The organism is Cyanobium sp. Lug-B, from assembly GCF_024345635.1.
Lineage (GTDB): Bacteria > Cyanobacteriota > Cyanobacteriia > PCC-6307 > Cyanobiaceae > Cyanobium > Cyanobium minutissimum.
Map to the genome: position 1 here is coordinate 43,243 of NZ_JAGQBM010000003.1, position 17,652 is coordinate 60,894.

The following is a 17,652-nucleotide window of genomic DNA, read 5'->3' on the forward strand; positions in this document are numbered from 1 at the left end:
AACAGAGACTCCCAAGAACAGGAGCGGGATACTGACGTCTCAATGAGTAGGCCTAAGGCCGTGCGGTCCACATTGACGCATGGTTAGCTATTAGCAAAGCAACTTACAGCCCACCGCGCTTACCTCTCTTGTTCGCATACATTGCACTATCTGCCGCATGCAGCATGTCTTCGATCGATGAATGCTTCAGTGGTTCATAAGAAAGAAGCCCATAGGAAAACCCGATGCTGTAGGGCAGGGCCAACGCGGCGAAGCGCGCTTGAAGCGCAGTGTCGAAGCGTTCGATGAGAACATCAATCGCGTCGGCATTGACGTTGGTCAGCAAGGCAACAAATTCGTCACCACCAAGTCGGGCGAACAAATCCGACGTGCGGAAGGATTCCCGCATCTGATCTGCAAACTCCTTGAGGACGCGATCACCTTCGGCATGTCCGTAGCTATCGTTCACATGCTTGAACCCGTCCAGATCAAAGAAGACCAACGTGGCAGGGAAACTCTGCCGCTTGCATATTTCCAGGCTGTACTTGCTGAGCGCCAGAAACCCTCGGCGATTCGAGATGCGGGTCAGTTCGTCCGAAATGGCCAACTGCACTGCCATGAACTCGCGTTCGACCATTCCGGCTAAATCCTTGAGCATCGATAGGTCGTCTTGCCCGAAGCTGCGGGGCTCTCGATCAATGATGCAAAGCGTACCTATCGCTTGACCACTCAGGGTGTGTAAGGGTTGGCCTGCATAGAAGCGGATATGCGGCGCACCTATCACTAGAGGGTTGTCAGCGAATCGCTCATCCTTTAGTGTGTCCTCGATAAGCAGCGTCCCCTGGTTGAGAATCGCGTGACCGCAGAAGGAGATCCGGCGGTCGGTTTCATTGACATCCAAGCCGAAACAGGACTTGAACCACTGCCGGTTCTCATCCACAAGGGATACCAAGGCGATCGGAACACCGAACAGCCGTCGCGCCATGCGGGTGACGCGGTCGAATCTCTCTTCAGGGGAGGTGTCCAGAATTGCCAACGACCTCAGCTGAGAAAGGCGCTCTTGTTCATCGATTGGAATAGCGGGGGATTTCATATTCAACTCCAGGAAGCTTCAAGGTCTTATTCTAAAGGATGTCTGGTGAACCCGGCTTGAACGAGCCAGCTAGACTTTTATTCTGTTGACCACGTTTGCATGAGTCTAGTGCAACCAGCTGTACAGAGTCTCCCTATACTCGATGGATGGATGGCTGCAGAATCGCAAGGGGTGTAACCTCATCCGCTTCCACCGTGACCCTTCTGGCCTTAGGATACCTACTCAACCTCTGGGACGTCGATGCAGGCGACACGGAAGGTGATCTTCCTCCCCGCTTCCTCCACGGGCAGCGTGTCGCCATCTCCGAATGACATCAACGTAGCGGCAGCGGCGGCCAAGGGGGTGAGGATCAGAATGCCTAGAAAGCACAGCTGTGGAGCGACCCGCATCTGTGCTATGGGAGTGTCGGGATCTTGGCAGCTGAACTACTGCTTGGTGGGATTGCAGCCGGCGCAGGGCGATGTGCTCGGGGTGGTGAGAGAGCCAGCACATTGGCAAGAATCCAGGCTTGCCAGAGGGCGCCATCCCCCATAGCGCGCTCGCCCAGGCCCGCAAGAGGGGACTGAACGGTACCCATGTCGTTTCAGCCCATCCAATGGCCGCCTCCACCGGTATTGGGAAGTGTGCCCCTCGTTCGATGCCCTCTCCTCTCCCACCCCTGGCCCGCAGAGCCGCCGCCGGGGGACTGATCGCCGCCGGTCTACTGGCAGCTGGATTCCTGGCAGCCTCCGCAGTACCTCGGCTGCAGGCCGCCTCCGCGAGGGACCTCCCCAATCCGGTCCTGGCTGAGAGCCCTGCCGGCACTCCTGCCGGAACCGCCACGGCGGTGCTGGCTGGGGGGTGTTTCTGGGGCATGGAGGCGGTCTTCGAGCACGTCAAAGGCGTCAGGGAGGTAGTGACCGGCTACGCGGGCGGCACGGCGGACACCGCCGACTACGAACGAGTGAGCAACGGCAACACCGGCCACGCCGAAGGCATACGCATCACCTACCACCCCGCCCGGGTGAGCTATGGCCAGTTGCTGAAGGTGTTCTTCGCGGTGGCCCACGACCCCACGCAGCTGAATCGCCAGGGACCCGACGTGGGTAGCCAGTACCGCTCGGCGATCTTCCCCACCAACCCCGAGCAACGGCGGGTGGCTGCGGGCTACATCGCCCAGTTGAACCGTTCCGGGGTCTTCACGGAGCCGATCGCCACCACGGTGGAGACTTGGCGAGGCTTTACCCCCGCCGAGGCTTACCACCAGGACTTCGTGGCCCGGAACCCGACCCATCCCTACGTGGTCTTTCACGACAAGCCCAAGTTGGCCCGGCTTGAAGCGGAGTTCCCTGGGTTGTACCGATAGGCGGTTTGCCGAATGCTGGTGCAGATGGTGGTTGAAATAGTTCGCCCTCGGGGGGGGGGCCATCCACCGGTGCCAGCGAACGGAGCTTCCCGCCCACCTTTGAGCCGGACACCCGGACGCGCCGAACAGCGGCGGTTGCCACCTCTCTTCGCTGGCTGCTGAGCAGGGGACGAGGTGACTCATCAAAAGTCTGATAGTGGGGAGTGCCCCCCGTCCGGGGAGTCCGGGGCGAGGTGAGAACTGGGAAGAGGGGGGAGACGTAGCCCTGTCCGGACCCTGTCCGCCCTCGTCCGAATCGGAGAGTGATTGATTGAGCCCCCACAGCTTGACGGGGCCAATGGGATCGAATTCTCGGGGGAGTGTGGCAAGCGTGGCTGACTGGGGATGAGGAAGGGACTGGCTGGGTCGATCTCCGTGGTTAACCACCTGTCCGGGACCTCTCGCATGAGGGCGACAGGACGCTTCCTAAATGCCCGGCGCCTCCATTGCCTTACCTGGATCAAGTGCATGCTGGCGCAAAGGAGATCTCCTGGAGGTTCTGGCGACCGCTGATAGCCTACAAAATGACTTTGGCCATGGGCTCGGAGCTTGGGCGCGGAGCTACCTTTTGAGCGGGAGCGCACTTTACAGGGCGATGTACTGCACACTTGGCAACGATGGTCACTGTAAAGACAAGCCAGTCCAGCTCAGAGCAGCACGGAATCGGGTACAACACATACAGTCAACAGTCGGCGCACTAGGGTCGTATGCTCTGGGAAATACTCCAGCAACGGAACGTGGCCTGGCCAACCCCACCAGCTCTCATAGGCACTGGACTATTGACGGGGTCACGCTAGTTCCAGGTCGAGACAAGCGTACGCAGACTGATCAAGGATGACACCCTTCTTTCGCCTTCCTCTCGCTACAGCTATTGCCGGGATGATCCTGCCGAACAATGCATTCGCATGTGAACCGGCCGGCAGGCCACCATTTCGGCAAGACGCATTAATTGGCCGCAAAGCATTTATTCGGACATCGAATGATAAAGTCCATGAATGCAGGATTTTAGATGCGGCCCTTCACGACATCTACTGGGTTCTCAAATGCGCTAATGGCTCAACGGTAAGAATTGAAGTAGAGGTTCCTTGTTCATCACCACTTTGCACAGCTGGATTTGTCAAAGATGCGACAGGGCAAGAGTTCAGGATGAAAGAAGAAGTTGAGGGAATGACAAGCAACGGCCTTTTACCCACATACACATGCAGCAATGGTGTGGCATCGAGTCCGATCAGGATAAGGCTCAGTCAGGACGCATTCTATTTCGACGTCGTAATAATCGAGAAATTCCGCCAAAAACCAATACCAAAGGCGCCTGCCGGCTTTTAGCGGTTAGAGCGATATCGCACTTAGATCATGTGAATGATATGCTTGCCTCCTGCCTCAGAAGTGACGGCACCTCAATAAATGCGCCTTAATGCAGGTACTCAGCCTGTCTACTTCGCCCGAAACCTCAATGTGGACCTTGAAATAGTGCCAGTATTCTAGCCGAAGCCAGCTGGAGCTCAAAGGCTCAAACCTTGAGCCAGGCAGGATGTCGCCCTGGTCGATGTATGTCTACTCTCCGAGAGGGGGATACATTGCCTCATGGTGAAGACTCAACATCGTGCACCTGTCAGAAATGAGGTGAGAACTACAGGTAGGGCTGAGCAATGGCTTTGTCCGTCCCCTGTCCAAGCTGGAGTGTGGATGAATCCCACCTCCCCGGCTGACGGGATATGTGAGATCAGGTGCTCGGGGAAGTGGGACCAAAGGCAGCCTCAAGGGGAGCTGCAGAGAGGGTCGCTCCTCATGCTCGGACTTGAGCAAGTCTCGGCCAATCGGATGCGTCGACGGAGCTCGGCGTCATTCTTCTTGAGAACAGTGAAGTGGGAAATAGCCCTCACCTTACCAGGCTCGCTATGAACCCAAGTGGAATAGTTAAAACGCTTACCTGCATAAAAGACGTTGACGGCACCTGAGGCCCACCCAGGATCATTGATTATTCTAAGTGCTTCTGAGCTAAGAAAGTCCTCCAGCACCTCTGGTCCAAAGACCTCGGCAATCAGGAGGTGGCCCAAGTTATTGCCACTCTTCTGAAAAACAACTTGACCTGAGCAGCGATAGGGCTCCGTTTCACAGGCGTCCGGCCTGTAGTCAATGGTTTCGCTTTCGGAGATTCCACTGCTATTCAGGAATGCACTGAAGGTAAGACGGCCGCCTGCAGCAGCGCCCGTGGATTCAAAGTCCGGATAGCCATCTGTCAGCTTTCTAACGAGATTAGGTCGAGGCAGGATATGTGTGGCTGCGCGCCAATTGCGCACGATTTCACTGCCGGTCTCCCCGGGCAACGCCAACAGGGGGTTCGGGAAAACCAAGCAAGATGCAATTGCCATGAAAAAGCTGGCCATCAAGGCATCCCTGCGCGTTCGTGATGAAATTTGCATTCCAGTAGGTTTTAGCCACTCACATCCTACCCAGGCTGATGAGATAGACAATCTGGATTTCTGAGTACGCTGGCGAAGTGTGTGTTCCATCTGTTGTGTCCGAATCACTTATACGGCTCCCCTGATGCTCTAGGAGGAGGGGAGGGGAAGGGGCAGACCAGCGAGGCTTGCCGGGGATGAGGATGGAGAAGGGTTGACCGATCGCCGTGGTCAATCGCCTAATCTGGTTGCCGGAGACGACCAAGCGTTGTCTATTTGCCCAGCTTCATCCACCGGCCCACCTGACTCAGGCGCTCCGCGCAGTCGGCGGCGATCTCCTGGAGCGTCTTTCGACAACTGATCGCCTCCATGGCGAGTGTGGCCTTGAACTCGAGGCCATGGATGCGGCGTTTCCTCATCGGTGGGAGCCCCCATTCAGTGTCTGTGCCCCGCCTCACAGGTTGACTATGGAGCCTGTCCAGAAAAATCAGACCACCTCAGTGCTGAGGAATTTGGATTGTGTGAACACAAGCTCCCGCTGAGCCGCCTGAATGAGTCCTGCTTCCAATGGTCGCTGCAGGGCTCAACTGTAAACTTGGTCCTAAATCAGACTTCGACACCAACGTTGCTTAGATCTAATTCTAGAATAACCACAGATTATCAATGATCGGAATTGTACGCAATATCTTGAGTTAGGAATAAACTCCTCTCCGCTTGATATCTCAATCCAGTGAAACTATACTCAATACAACCCGCCAGGATCCCTGCCAACAAGTCCACCAAGAAAACATTGTAAGATGTGACAAGCACAGTCTTACGTCCACACCTATGGGGTATGCGTTCCAAGTTGTTCCATTCAATGAATTGCTTTCTTCCAGCAACGAGTTGTCTCGACTTGAGAAACCCTTGGATCGGCACCAAGCGCTTAAGGTTGGTGCTTGCTCGATAATTGTTATTGACCACAGCGACCAATGCATTTCTGGCATTTCTGAAGAAAAGCGATGCCTCGCTGCATGGGTTCGGAATCAACGTTCAGCGGTGAGATCCGTCAGATATAAGGGTGCTTCATCAATGAGGGGTGCACTTAATGCTGATATTTCTAATGCTTCAGATCGAACGAAGAGTCAGCTCGACTGGCTTCGTGGCAATGCTCCTGAGTTGAGAAGAACTGCGGAGTTAAGACTTCAAGAGGCATCTAGGTTTGTCTCAATAGACGAAGCCAGAGGGTATATCCAGACTTATCAACGAGAGATTACCAAGATCAAGTCAGCAAAGCAAGCCAAGACCGTCACTATCAGTTTTTTGATTGCCGGACTTGTTTCACTGTTCGGATCTCGACTTCTAGGATGCTTGCTTTTTTTGGTAGCGTTAATCATCTTTCTCCTCAATCGCGACAATTGGAACAGCATTAAGGAGGCCGAGCGAACGCGGCAAAGTCAAATCCATGAAATGAAGCAGGAGCTAGCCATTGCAGAACAGTTCGAATCTGAACTTAACCCTGCTCCTTCGATTCAGACCGACGAGACAATCAAACAAAGTATCGTAGCAATTGCAAAAGATCTTGAGAGAAAACATGTGTTCTTAGAAGTTGCCTGTCGAAGCCTTAACTCTATGGCGGTTTCATGGGAGCAACTTGCAGAGGAAGTTCTATCTGACATGACAGACCTCCCATCAATTGCGCACAACACTAGTAGAGAGCCTAGAGCTGAGCAAGCATTTTACACATCCAGCAGTGATGGTGACAACGAAATTAGTCTAAGCGTCAGAGTGGCATGCGAGAGGGACATAGACGACTACTATTTTCGTCTTGATCTTGAGCAGGCACACCAAATAATGAGGTACTTAGGATACAAGCGAATGCCTCGTGAATGGATGACACTGAGCATGAAGGCTGAAGAAAGGATCAGCCGATTCCTGGCTGAGCAGTTTGGCATATCATATGAAGACTACTACTGGAGCTCCGATGAGGGAGAATTCAAAGCAGAGCTTTTGGATTAACTTGCTTTGATTCAGGAAGCAGCACAAGCAGATTATTCTGGGGAGTCTGAAAAGAAGCTAATCCCTCAGGCTTTTTCGCCGATCGTCCCAAGCACATCAAATGAGTTCAACTACTTCAGTCTCTATATCTCTTCCTGAGCGAAAAGGTTATCGGGCAATCCCTTCTCGCAGTCTTCGAAAAGGGATTGCCTCGAAATCGTGTAAGCAACGAATCAACGTGGCATGTTCTCGCCATTGCTTCCGCAGATGCTTTCACAAGGAATGCCATCCTTATCGCGATCCAGCTTGGTGTTACCCTCGTTGTAAGATCTAACCGCCTCTGCGCAGTTCGAAAAAGATGAGCAATTCTGGGCAAGAGCAGTTCCAGAGCCAACTAGAAGTGCCCCTAGCAGGACTTGGATTGCGACCTTTGTGTTGATCATTTGTGTAGCAACGAATTACCAACGGCATTATAGACCTAGTCATTGTCACTCATCAACCTAATTTGGTCACGAAAATTCTGATCGTGCTCCCCTCTGCTCGATAGGTATGATCAAATCTGCACGGCGGCTACGTTTTGTCGCTCTGGGGGGGTACTAGGCAGTTGACCATCGGGTGCCGCTCGTAAAGGCCCTGACCCGCCCAGTTCACCTCAGACTGTGAGGAACTGGACCGGCACCTGGAGACGATAGGGCCCTGGATCATGATTGCCAACTCAGCGCAGCGCCTCGCATGCCACCCCATCGCCATCACGATCGAGGTAGGTGTGGCCGTGCCGCAGCAGTTCCTGGGCCCTGGCAAAGCTACCGATCTCCTTGCACCGGTAGCGGCTGGCTGATGGCGTAGCTCTCGGTTGCATCGTCCCCAAAGGTGCTGGAGCCTGTGGCTTGCTGGTGGATGTGCTCCCGCTTCGCCTTCCTCGGCGGAAGTCCCATGGACGGTTGATTCCACCTGGCACGGCCCAGACACCCAGGCTCGCCCTCTCTGCTTCGCGCTCGGCCTTGAGGTAGGCGGCTGCATCACATTTCGCGAGGTACTGGCGATACGCGAACGCCTGACCGGCGCGAACCATCCTCATGTTGATGCTCTGCCCATTGCGCTGGATGTCGGCCACGGTGCGCCCATAGCGGTCACGGTCCTTGATGACCAGCTGCACTTTCGCCCCGATCGGAGCTAGCTCCTGAAGTAGGCGGCGGGAGGCCATGCCGAAGGGGGCCTGAGCAGTTTCTGGCGCATCAATGCAGGCCAGCCTGATCGTGATCTTCTTCCCTCTGTCCTCCACCCTCAGAGTGTCGCCATCACCGACTGAGATCACCGTGGCCGCTGCAGCAGGGCCAGCCAGGACCAGCCACGCGGCACACAGACCAAGGATGCGACTATGGCTTTGCTGCTTTCGCCCCATCACACTTCGCGTTCTTCTGGATCGCTGCATCCTTGGTCGAGCGGCAGAGGTACTGGGTGCTGCCATTGCTTTTATGAACCTTCTGCCAATAGAAGCCGCCGGGACTGGGCTTTCCTTCGGCGACCACCTTTGCGCCGGCTGGTGGCGGAACCAGAGTGAGGGTGGCCAAGGCCGTTGCAAGCAGGACTGGGAAGCGCATCGTGCAGAAGTTGGCTCAGGCCATTCTCGCTGACTTGACCGCCCCAGGGAACCCTGTAGGCAGCCTCTCCATCATCATGCCCCGCTACCTCTGGCACTTCGATGCCGGTTGCTGGCCCCTCGAACGCATAGACACCCTCACCGGCGAACATGTCCCCGTCTTCACTGGCGGGGCTGAGGAGTCGCTCTACCCCTAGGACGGCGGGGGCGCCCAATAGCTTGCTCCATTACCAAGGTCTCGGGGGTGGAATGGATCTTCGGTGGTGACGGCGAACAAGCGGAATGCTGTTGCGTAGGAGGAAGGGATAATTAACAAGTTCAAAGCCGTAGTGAACGGGAGTTCCGTCGGCAATGAACTGAGGGATACCGCCGCCATCAAGGACGCGGAAGACGAGCTGAACTCTCTGACGATCTTCAAATCCGGCATGGGCGCCATGCTGAGCCATTACACTTTGGGTTCCCAGCTTTTCGACTTCGGCAGAACTAGGGTGATGATGCGGTCGATCTTGAGCAAGCGCCTGCTCCCTCTTCTGAAATTCGGGCGTGAGCGGAAGACCGTGGTTCACTCGAAGGTGGTGCTGGGATGATGCGCTCATCAGCAGCCCGTTCAAGTAATCACATGTACATACCATTCAGGATAAATATCCGATTGCAGCATTTTATCCTCATAACATGTGGGGCTGCTCAGGCTCAGGCACATAGTCTTGGAAGCGTGGAATTTGTCTGCAGCGCTCGCGGTAGACAGGCCATGCTTGTTTGTCCAGTCATGCTCAAACCAAGTCATCCTGTCTTGTGAGACTTAAACTCACGAAATCCGCCTCTTCTCCATCGGGTCCCTGGAAGTAGTTTCTCAGTCGAGCACTCGTCAAATGAAACACCTAAGAGGCAGCAAAGTTATCAGGCTTAGAATTCGCGACTATCGACTCGAATTACGCCGATGATAATTCCGTCAACGACAGACTCATTCAACTGTCACCTGTCGAAGTTTTCTCATCGTTGCTCTATTGATTATTGAGACAGGATCTAGGCATTTCTCTTTTAGGAGCTGTCGAGCCACATCTCTCCATGAGGTGTCCCCTATCCCAACAAAACTTGCTCGAAGATCTCGAAGTACATTGAAAACCTCACTTGAGAAATCAATAAAGTCGTCAATGTGCCAATATCCCAGTTCATCAGCATATGTAGGGACATCCCTATGTATCTTTCGTTGTGTAGTTATTAATGATGAGTAGATTGCCGCTGTGTTGTTCACAAATGTATTGCCACGGATCCATTTCGGATGAGAGACGGCTTGGCGAACAGTATTAACAGGGACGGCATTATCAGGGTTCGAATCACTTTTGTCTTCAAATACAATGCAGAGTTCGGCTGTGGAGATCCACCAAGGATCTGGCGCAGCATGCCCAGTAGAATTCTCAGACTGAAAACCAAGAATCTCACCAAGAAGACGATGAGCCTCTTCAAACTGGTCACTATCTGTAGACCTAAGCATGTCACCAATACTTTTGATATCCTGCTCAAACCTTCGAATAGATGAATACCCCCTATCAGCAAACACATTTTCCATTCTCTCAATATTGGCTTCTAGAAAGCTACATGACTTTTCAGAACTCATCTCATTGTCAGTCTTGCCGGTAAGGTCTATTATCCGAGCATGTAGCCATGCTAGGGCTGGCAGACAGGCAGCAGCGCGTCTGTAGAGATCAATTGTCTTCTGGTGATACTCAGTTGCATTAGAGTCTGTGACAAGCTTGTCCGCACACACTGCTGCTTGGTAGTACCACTGTCCTCTCAGCCCTTTTAGCTCGTTTCCGGTGAGAGTATCTGCCACGGCTTCAGCCAGTTCTAGAGCTTTTCGGTAGTTCCCATCCCACAAAGTATAGGCATATCGAACCTCTTTGACTGCAGCTGATAAGAGCTTATCTTGACCTGGGATAGTCGCCTGAGTCGTCTCATCACGCATTTCAAGAATGTAAGCGTCTGCTTGATCCCAGTCTTCGCCATGCGTGAGGAACATGGCCATGTTCTCCGAGAATTCATCTACACTATCGACATCCTTCTGTTGAATTCCGAATTTCAGCTCTCCCTGCAGCTCAGGATGAAAAAGAGATAACTTTTCATTCACCACAAGCCAATCAAAAAAGTCCTCGCCAACAACGACAACAGCCGCATAGTCTGTTGCGCTTCTCGTACATCTACCGACAGCTTGGACAATTCTTGTCCTAATCCGATCTTTGAACAGATTTCCTGCCATCATTCGTGTGATCTGGAAAGACTCTTGTAGGTTTACTGCCTTAGGAAGTCCATCTAAGACGAGAAGTCTGCAAGACTCATCGAGAAAGTCTAGACCATCATACCGGTTAGCAAGTATCGCGATTGCATGTGGCGAAGCACAAAATTTATCGATTGAGTCTTCGATGTCAGAAGCTGTAAAGATTGTATGTCGATTGAACACCTTCTTCCACTTCTCAACTCGGGGGGTATCTGGAGTCAAAACGACTGCTCTTCCAGCCTGCTCAGCCAACGTCCTTACAAGCACTTCAGCTTGGTTGGATTCCAGACTTAGCTCTGGAAACATAAACAGTCTACGTCCGATTCCTTGCTTGTCCCAACCATGAGGGATTGGTATCCTATAAAAGGTATCAATTCCCGTAATTCGCTCTAAGTCGCCAGTGAGGCCAAGAGTTGCTGACATATAAACTCTTTGTGCTGCATCAGCGAAGGGTGCATGAGTTAGAGATGGCGGGATTAAAGGACGAATGAGAATGGATTTGTTGCTAATATAAATCTGGCATGCATGAAGATACGACTGAATCAGGCTCCAAGAATAGTACTGATCAGATTCTCTTCCAAGATGCTGATTAAGGAATTCACATATCTCTTCCTGGGATCTTGCTTGAAGGTGGCCTGGCATCACTTCGACCCACTTGGCCATGTCTTCAGCACTGGATTTGAATCTAGTCATCTCAGTTGATGGCATATGGCGAAGGATTATTCCTAACAGTTGATCGTAGACATAAGCATCATTCACCCTTGAGATATTGACTGACCAATTCATGGAGATATAGTTCTCGGCCGCATGGGCGTCATCTAGTACTATTAGCTGGGGATTTACAAAGAAGGGATTGGTGTTAAAAAGTGCACTGTATGGTGCCACTGCAATTGTCTCCGCGTTGAGATACGAAGCCTTTGCAGACTGCTCATAGTCCTTCTTTCGTCCAATAAACGGGATGGCGTGAATTCCATACTTCTGCATCGACTGTAGGCAGACTTGTTGCACCAATTGCTTAGTGGGACACAGGTATAACACCCTCTCTCCATTAGTGATTCTCTTGTACTCTGCTATCAGCAGACCAACAAGCGTCTTACCGCTTCCAGTAGGAAGTTCTATAGCAACATTCGGCTTCTCTAATGCTTCATTCTGATACTTGCGCAAGATATCAGATTGATGAGATAGTAGACCCTGCACCATTCTGTTCCTTCGATCGCGAAACAACGCTTCGTGTGTGTCATACGATTTTGCGACTCGCCTCTTCGTGTTAAATGCCATTGTAGCTTGTCGAATCAGCTCTTAAGATGCTAGCATAGAAGTCCTTGTATTCAGGCTGGAGACGTTGGCGTCCCCAGGGGTAGTCTTTCTAATTGCACATAAGTCCTACTGGTTGGTGCTTCTGCTTTCCTCATCTCTGAATTCAATCCCTGCGGAGTCAGCGAAGCAGAATGCAAGCATTATCATCCTGCAGAAGTCTTATCGAGTGAATTTAGCTTAGATTACAGACATATCGGATGCGCTAGCTGCTAGACATCGCACTCCTATCTACTGGCGCTCTGCTCCAGGCTGGCAAGCAGAGCAGTATGGCAGATTAGTAAATCATGCCTTGAGAACTTTAACTCGATCATAACCTGCAATGGAAAGGCAGCTTGGTCCTCGCCCTCTACACATCTTCTAGGTGGCGTCTCCCTTGTGACTCTATCTTGCTCTCCATTAGTTCATTGGGATGTGGGCTGAGAGGTGTCAACTGCTTATTTTGATGCAGAACTCTTAACTTTTGGACAGATTCATAGCCCTGACTTGAGTGGATTGACTCGTTCTCGGCTCGCTCGATCGCCGCAGCCGTCTGACCAATGCAATCGAGCAATGGTCCGCTGATCGGCGCCAGCTCGCGGCAGAAGATAGCAATCGTGGTCCAGAAGTTGGGTTCGTAGGAGGTCATGGGATGGATGGCACTGGTTGGGCGGTGAATGGTTTTGAGTGAGTGTGTTGCGGAGTGGTCACTGGGGTGAGCTCCCCAAAGGAACCAAGCTGATCAGGGGGCTAGAAGCGCAGGACGACAGAGGCCGGTCGCTACTGACGTGCTCGGGGCAATGGCCACCGCCGCCACGCCCCAGCTGGTTGACCAGTGCCAAAGCGACAGGCTCTACGGGCTCGGGGGCAAAGCGCCACCGCCACCCGGCTCAGCCAATTCCTCCAGAAGCCGTGGCAGCATCAAGCCGTACCAGTGGTCGTCACAGCCCGCTGGTGTGGACAAAGCCGGGCGAGGAGGTCAGAGCCCTTGCCCTTTTCCTTGCATGGCTGGCTTCACCCCGTCCTTGGCCGTAGGCCCCCCCTGGCCATAGGCCAGCCTCAGCTGCGAGTCGCTGCCAGCGCCAGCTCATGCGCCTGGCTGAGGGTGGCGGCGGCTTTGCCGAACCAGAGCCCCTCCAGCCGCTGGCGGGCGGCCTCGATCGGATCCCTCGATCTCCCGGCCTCATGCGACAAGAATTCTGTGACCGACTGGTAAGCGCCCCACATCGAGCCCTGCACGCCGGGGATGTCGCTGCCGATGGCCTGGCCTTCGAACTTGGCGGAGAGACCCTCCCAGGCAGGGAGATCTTCCAGCCGCCGGGGCCGGCTTGTGCTCGCATCACCGCGGCGGTCGTTGATAGCCCCCCGCAGCTGATCGGCGAAGAGGGTTTCGACGTATTGGCGGAACTGCGCAGCAGTGCAGGGGGCGGCGGCCATGGCGCGGAGTTCGGCTAGGCCACCGGTGAACTGCTGCCGCTGCAGATCGATCAGCTCAGGGAGCCGGCTGATGAGGGCATTCGCGTTTCTGGTATGGCGGATGCGGCAGCCCTGCTGGCGGCGGCTCCGGGCAGAAGCCAACCCGAGCGCGGCGGAGAGGGTGTTGTTACACACCACCCGGATGGGGGAGAAAAAGACCGAGAAGGCGATCGTTCCGTCATGGCTGGTGCAGCCGACCAGGTACTGGTTCACCGGATCGCCGGGGAGGACTTCCCCTTCTGACTGCCGCACTCGGGCCGTGAAGGTCACCTTCCTGCCGCCGGCCAGGACACAGACGGCATCCATGACCGCATCGCCATGGAGGGCCTCGGCGACCCGGATCAACTGCTCGTTCTGCACCACCTCGTAGGTGGCGTTCATCACCGAGAGGGTGGCACCGGTATCGGTCCGGGTAATGGCCTGGTAGCCCTCGATGGGCTGCATGTCGGCGTCGTAGACCGGCCTGCCGGCGAGATGAAAATCGGCGCCACCGAGGCAGAACGCCTCACGGGCTGGGAGGGTGCCATCGAGGACCAGGCCGAGGCGGTGCCAGGCGGGCTGGTTATGGAGGAAGACGCCAGAGCTGAATTGATGGGACATGGGAATCACAGCTGCGGCCGAAGGGCCGCCAGAGAGGACATGAAAAAGCCGGCCTCGGGGAGAGACCGGCGAGCGCTGGGGCGGGGCTTCCACCCGCCGGCCCGGTTGAACGGATCAGCTGGTGGAGGGTTTTGGGGTCAACAGCTGCAGGCGGTCGGCTACCAGGCGCACGCCGCAGTGGTTGCCGCACAGCCGCCCCGAGGCCGCCAGCCGCATGCCGGGGGTGGCGTTGTCGCTCAGCTCTTGGGCCTGCTTCCCCCAGACCTCGATCAAGACCGAGAAGCCCCCGGCGGATTCCTCGTCCCAGCGGGGGGTGACACCAGGGACCTGGAGAAGGACCTCAGCGCGGATCGCTCCGCAGTCAAAGAAGGTGAGCTGCACCGGGAGTGGGGCGGTCCCAGTAAGCACGGTGACATTCACGGTTTGTGGGCTCCGTTGGGGCAGCAGGCGGGGGAGTCAAGGAAGGAGAAGACTTCTTCCAGGTCCTCAGGGCTCGGGGGCGGCACGCTGACCGGATCGAGAGGGCCTGCTGGGCGGTTCATGTCGGCCACGGGGGTGGCTTGGCCGCCGCTGGCGTGCTCGGGGATGGGGGCGATCAAGAGCTGCAGGCCGTAGAGGTTCCCGTTTTGATGCCAGGCAATCTGACTGCCCATGGCTTGCAGGAACATGACGGCGGAGAAGATCTCGGTGTCCTGGTGCAGGAGGACGAACGGGGGGAGGAACACACCATCAGGCATGCGGATGGTGATCTCACTGCGGAAGTTCATGAAAAAAGCCTGCTGGGCAGGCGGTGGAGGGGATTGCAGAGGAGGCAGGTGGTTAACCAGCCCGGAGGCAGTCGGCCGGCTGGCCAGAAGAGCCGTTAGGAGGCCGAAGGCCCAGGCCCGTTCTCTGGGAAGCAGAAGCGCAGGGCTTCAGCCGGCTCATCGAATGGCGGGGAGACATCCAGCCAGGGGGAGCGGATGTATGCGAAGGCACCGGCCGGGAAGTAGCGCGAGAGGCTGGAGTAGGAAGCGCCACGGAGGCGATCAGCCGGGAGGACCAGGCCGGCGGTGGCGTTGCCGCTGCGGGCACAGCGGAAGCGGACCTTGCAGTAGCCGCTCATGGCTTCGCCTTCGGCGAGGGAGCCCCAACGGGGCAAGCCGGCTGCAGGAGGAAGCGGTAGACCGTGCAGTCGGTCGCCAGGCAGTAGCCGGCAGCGTCGTGATGCCTGGAGAAGCCGTAGTCCTCATCGGCATCGACGCAGCTGGCGGATCGGGAGGAGAAGGTCTCCTGCCACCAGGCATCGGCCGCAGCGATCTCCTCGTCCTCCAGACCGGAAGGGTCGTCGTTGATGAAATAGCAGGCCCAGTGGGTGGGGAGGAGGTAGCTGACCAGGGAGGGATGGCGGGCATCCCGCTCGGCCTTTGTCAGGAAGACGGGCTCGGGGGGAGAAAGGGGGGGATCTGGCAGGTAGAGGCTGGAAGTAGCCATAAACATCACAGCGTCAGACGGACATAAAAAAAAGCCCCGCATGAAGCGGGGCGAACCAATCCAGGCGGACTTGAACCGCCATACAGAGAAGGCCCACCGGTAGGGAGACTGGTGGGCGCTCGCTGCGCCTTGCCTGCTACGCAGTGACCCCCTGGGGTCATGACCCAGGAGGTCTTCAATGTATGCAGGTGGATTGGGGAGGTGGATGGATTTCGTCGGGTGTTCTTGCCCTTCTTTTCAGTCCCATCCGGGGACTGGAAGCCGGATTTGCACCGCACCCCTGGTTAACCATCATCTGAAGTGATGGGGAGAGGGATGGAGATCGTGCTCGATCTCGCTGCGACGACTACACCGGGCCCCAATGGGCATAGGAAGGGCGTAGCGCGTCAGGGCCGCAAGGCCCCGCAGGAGGAAGTCTTAGCGACTATTGATACTGTCCTGCGCATGTATGGGCGCCTGTTGTGTTTTGGCGCAAAGCTGGGGAGACTTAGTCACGGGAAGCCTGTTGACCCGCACCAAGGTGCGCACCGGCTCGATCCGTCCTCGGGCATTGGCTGCCCTCGTCCTCCCGCTAAACCCCTCCGTCGTTTGGCCGAACGAGTATCTCTACTGGGCCGCATGCCCTGCGCTGAGCGGATTGGATACCGTCAGGCGTCTCGTTTGCACCTACCGGTTGACGTCACAGCAGCCGGTGAAGGTTGCGGATCCGTACGACCTTGGGGGAGCGTTCCTATGTTTTGGCGCAGCACAATCGGCCGCTAGCAATCCTGCATAGGCATGGTGCGCAAGTAGCGCTGATGTAGTGAGAGGGATTAGGCTATTCGGCTGTCAGCGTCAGGGCTGTAAGCCTGACCGGTGAGAGTGAGCGACTGCGGCGCAGTCCTGTCTCATCGGTTGAAAGCAACATAGGAGGTGAGAGGCGAATAAGTCAAGCGATTGAGGAGGACCAGGTGACTGTGATCCGACCGTTAGTTGAGGCTCTGAATGGTACCTAGACAGTGACACTAGATATACAGCTGCTAGAAGATGTATGTCGAATGGCAGTCGCTATGTCAGGCGCGAAGAGGGCACTCATTAACGAGTGGGCGTGATGTTGCATGCCATGACATCGCATGCTCCGGCTTCTCCTGTCATGAACAGTCGATGAATGCGCCTCAGGGTTCGGGGGAGAAGCTTGGATACAGCCATCCCATGCCGACGTGTGCTCCAAGAGAGACTTAACTCGAACAGCTTGCTGCTAAGCCGGCAAGAAGTACTGAGACGCAGTCTTCTAGGCCCGCTTGGGAGTACTGCTCGCTTCTATCGATCCTTGGGCTGGGTCCACGTCATGCGCCGAGGGCATGAACTCAATCAGCGCCAGGCGCTTCTCCAGCACCTCCATCTGCTCTGACATCTCTGTCCACCGAGCGGCAGATTCACGTCGCTCGACCACATGGTTCATGGTATTGAGAATCAGCTTGGCGGCGCCTAAGGCAATCGATTCGGACTGTGAGTTCAGAAGTTCTCGGGCTTTCTTGACCGCATCGCCGTAGCCCTGCTGCAACTCCTTGGTTGCCTCCGACTCCAGTTGCTGCAGAGCTTCATTGACCGCGCTGACATACGCAGGGTTTCGCCCCCACGACAGAAGTGTCGTGTAGCCAATGTTCAGCTCCTGCGCGATCTGGCGCAGTTGCATCCCCTCAGCCGTCATCAATACGGCCTTCCTTTGCCTGGGTTTCAGGGTTGATGAGGTCACAGCAGCTTCACTTCAGGTTGGATTTCATCAGTTTTGGAGAGCCTTCCAGCAGGGCGACATCCCGTAGTGCCGGCTTGATGCTGCTGTTGCGACTCACAGCTTCTGCCTCAGCCCACCGGCCAACCTGGTGGATAAGCGGGACGCTGATCCGGATGCTGAAGATTTGCCCTGGCTCTAGGCGCTTAAAGCCCACGCGGGAAACCAGCATCTGTTATTGAAATTTTACTGCCGCCTTGGCAGCCCGCCAATGTTCTTGGCCAGGTCCAGGAAGTCTGAGGCCATCAGAGCATGCAATGAGCGGGCACTGGAGCGGCACTCAAGGGCAAAGGGTTTCGGGTGACACTCGCCAAGTGGCTTGACACTGATGC

Annotated in this window: 17 protein-coding genes; 4 read left to right on the forward strand and 13 right to left on the reverse strand. The window is 55.5% G+C overall.

The window, feature by feature from the left end; translation table 11 throughout:
• Nucleotides 1–103: 103 nt before the first annotated feature.
• The gene (locus tag KBY81_RS01230; protein WP_254975305.1) at nucleotides 104–1,072 is read right to left on the reverse strand and encodes a diguanylate cyclase; all 969 of its coding nucleotides are present in this window, start codon (nucleotides 1,070–1,072) and stop codon (nucleotides 104–106) included.
• Nucleotides 1,073–1,709: 637 nt separating this feature from the next.
• Between KBY81_RS01230 and msrA the strand changes: the two genes are divergently transcribed.
• Entirely contained in the window at nucleotides 1,710–2,417 is a 708-nt protein-coding gene (gene msrA, locus KBY81_RS01235; protein WP_254975307.1) for a peptide-methionine (S)-S-oxide reductase MsrA, read from the forward strand.
• 873 nt (nucleotides 2,418–3,290) lie between these two features.
• Complete coding sequence (locus KBY81_RS01240) at nucleotides 3,291–3,782, forward strand: hypothetical protein (RefSeq protein ID WP_254975309.1); 492 nt, start codon at nucleotides 3,291–3,293, stop codon at nucleotides 3,780–3,782.
• A 431-nt stretch (nucleotides 3,783–4,213) separates the two neighbouring features.
• On the opposite strand, the gene KBY81_RS01245 is transcribed toward KBY81_RS01240, so the two are convergent.
• Complete coding sequence (locus KBY81_RS01245; RefSeq protein WP_254975310.1) at nucleotides 4,214–4,843, reverse strand: hypothetical protein; 630 nt, start codon at nucleotides 4,841–4,843, stop codon at nucleotides 4,214–4,216.
• A 287-nt stretch (nucleotides 4,844–5,130) separates the two neighbouring features.
• Nucleotides 5,131–5,277, reverse strand: coding sequence for a hypothetical protein (locus KBY81_RS01250; RefSeq protein WP_254975312.1), 147 nt, complete (start codon nucleotides 5,275–5,277; stop codon nucleotides 5,131–5,133).
• 409 nt (nucleotides 5,278–5,686) lie between these two features.
• On the opposite strand from KBY81_RS01250, the gene KBY81_RS01255 reads away from it, so the two are divergent.
• Nucleotides 5,687–6,856 (forward strand): hypothetical protein, encoded by a 1,170-nt coding sequence (locus tag KBY81_RS01255; RefSeq protein ID WP_254975314.1) that lies wholly within the window; start codon nucleotides 5,687–5,689, stop codon nucleotides 6,854–6,856.
• Nucleotides 6,857–7,068: 212 nt separating this feature from the next.
• Here the strand turns inward: KBY81_RS01255 and KBY81_RS16675 are convergent, their stop codons facing one another.
• Nucleotides 7,069–7,278 carry an excalibur calcium-binding domain-containing protein gene (locus tag KBY81_RS16675; RefSeq protein WP_396103643.1) on the reverse strand — a complete coding sequence of 70 codons (210 nt, stop codon included), beginning with the start codon at nucleotides 7,276–7,278 and terminating at the stop codon, nucleotides 7,069–7,071.
• Between the two features lie 272 nt (nucleotides 7,279–7,550).
• A complete protein-coding gene (locus KBY81_RS01260) occupies nucleotides 7,551–8,237 on the reverse strand; it encodes a thermonuclease family protein (RefSeq protein ID WP_254975315.1) in 687 nt (228 codons plus the stop codon).
• A gap of 527 nt (nucleotides 8,238–8,764) precedes the next feature.
• Here KBY81_RS01260 and KBY81_RS01265 point away from each other — a divergent pair.
• Nucleotides 8,765–9,022, forward strand: coding sequence for a hypothetical protein (locus KBY81_RS01265; protein ID WP_254975317.1), 258 nt, complete (start codon nucleotides 8,765–8,767; stop codon nucleotides 9,020–9,022).
• A 374-nt stretch (nucleotides 9,023–9,396) separates the two neighbouring features.
• Here the strand turns inward: KBY81_RS01265 and KBY81_RS01270 are convergent, their stop codons facing one another.
• The 8 genes from KBY81_RS01270 to KBY81_RS01305 all read right to left on the reverse strand — a co-directional run bounded on the left by KBY81_RS01270 (nucleotide 9,397) and on the right by KBY81_RS01305 (nucleotide 17,224).
• On the reverse strand, nucleotides 9,397–11,985 hold the full coding sequence (locus KBY81_RS01270) for a DEAD/DEAH box helicase (RefSeq protein WP_315858457.1): 2,589 nt from the start codon (nucleotides 11,983–11,985) through the stop codon (nucleotides 9,397–9,399).
• Nucleotides 11,986–12,370: 385 nt separating this feature from the next.
• Nucleotides 12,371–12,649 (reverse strand): hypothetical protein, encoded by a 279-nt coding sequence (locus KBY81_RS01275; RefSeq protein ID WP_254975319.1) that lies wholly within the window; start codon nucleotides 12,647–12,649, stop codon nucleotides 12,371–12,373.
• A 410-nt stretch (nucleotides 12,650–13,059) separates the two neighbouring features.
• Nucleotides 13,060–14,076 (reverse strand): DUF932 domain-containing protein, encoded by a 1,017-nt coding sequence (locus KBY81_RS01280; protein WP_254975320.1) that lies wholly within the window; start codon nucleotides 14,074–14,076, stop codon nucleotides 13,060–13,062.
• A 114-nt stretch (nucleotides 14,077–14,190) separates the two neighbouring features.
• Nucleotides 14,191–14,457: a hypothetical protein gene (locus tag KBY81_RS01285; RefSeq protein ID WP_254975321.1), complete on the reverse strand. Its 267-nt coding sequence runs from the start codon at nucleotides 14,455–14,457 to the stop codon at nucleotides 14,191–14,193.
• A 35-nt stretch (nucleotides 14,458–14,492) separates the two neighbouring features.
• Complete coding sequence (locus tag KBY81_RS01290; RefSeq protein WP_254975323.1) at nucleotides 14,493–14,843, reverse strand: hypothetical protein; 351 nt, start codon at nucleotides 14,841–14,843, stop codon at nucleotides 14,493–14,495.
• A gap of 95 nt (nucleotides 14,844–14,938) precedes the next feature.
• Entirely contained in the window at nucleotides 14,939–15,181 is a 243-nt protein-coding gene (locus tag KBY81_RS01295; protein WP_254975324.1) for a hypothetical protein, read from the reverse strand.
• Complete coding sequence (locus KBY81_RS01300; RefSeq protein WP_254975325.1) at nucleotides 15,178–15,549, reverse strand: DUF6926 domain-containing protein; 372 nt, start codon at nucleotides 15,547–15,549, stop codon at nucleotides 15,178–15,180. Before KBY81_RS01300 ends, KBY81_RS01295 begins: the two co-directional genes overlap by 4 nt.
• 1,270 nt (nucleotides 15,550–16,819) lie before the next feature.
• Nucleotides 16,820–17,224 (reverse strand): RNA polymerase subunit sigma-70, encoded by a 405-nt coding sequence (locus tag KBY81_RS01305; protein ID WP_254975327.1) that lies wholly within the window; start codon nucleotides 17,222–17,224, stop codon nucleotides 16,820–16,822.
• Nucleotides 17,225–17,652 lie beyond the last annotated feature (428 nt).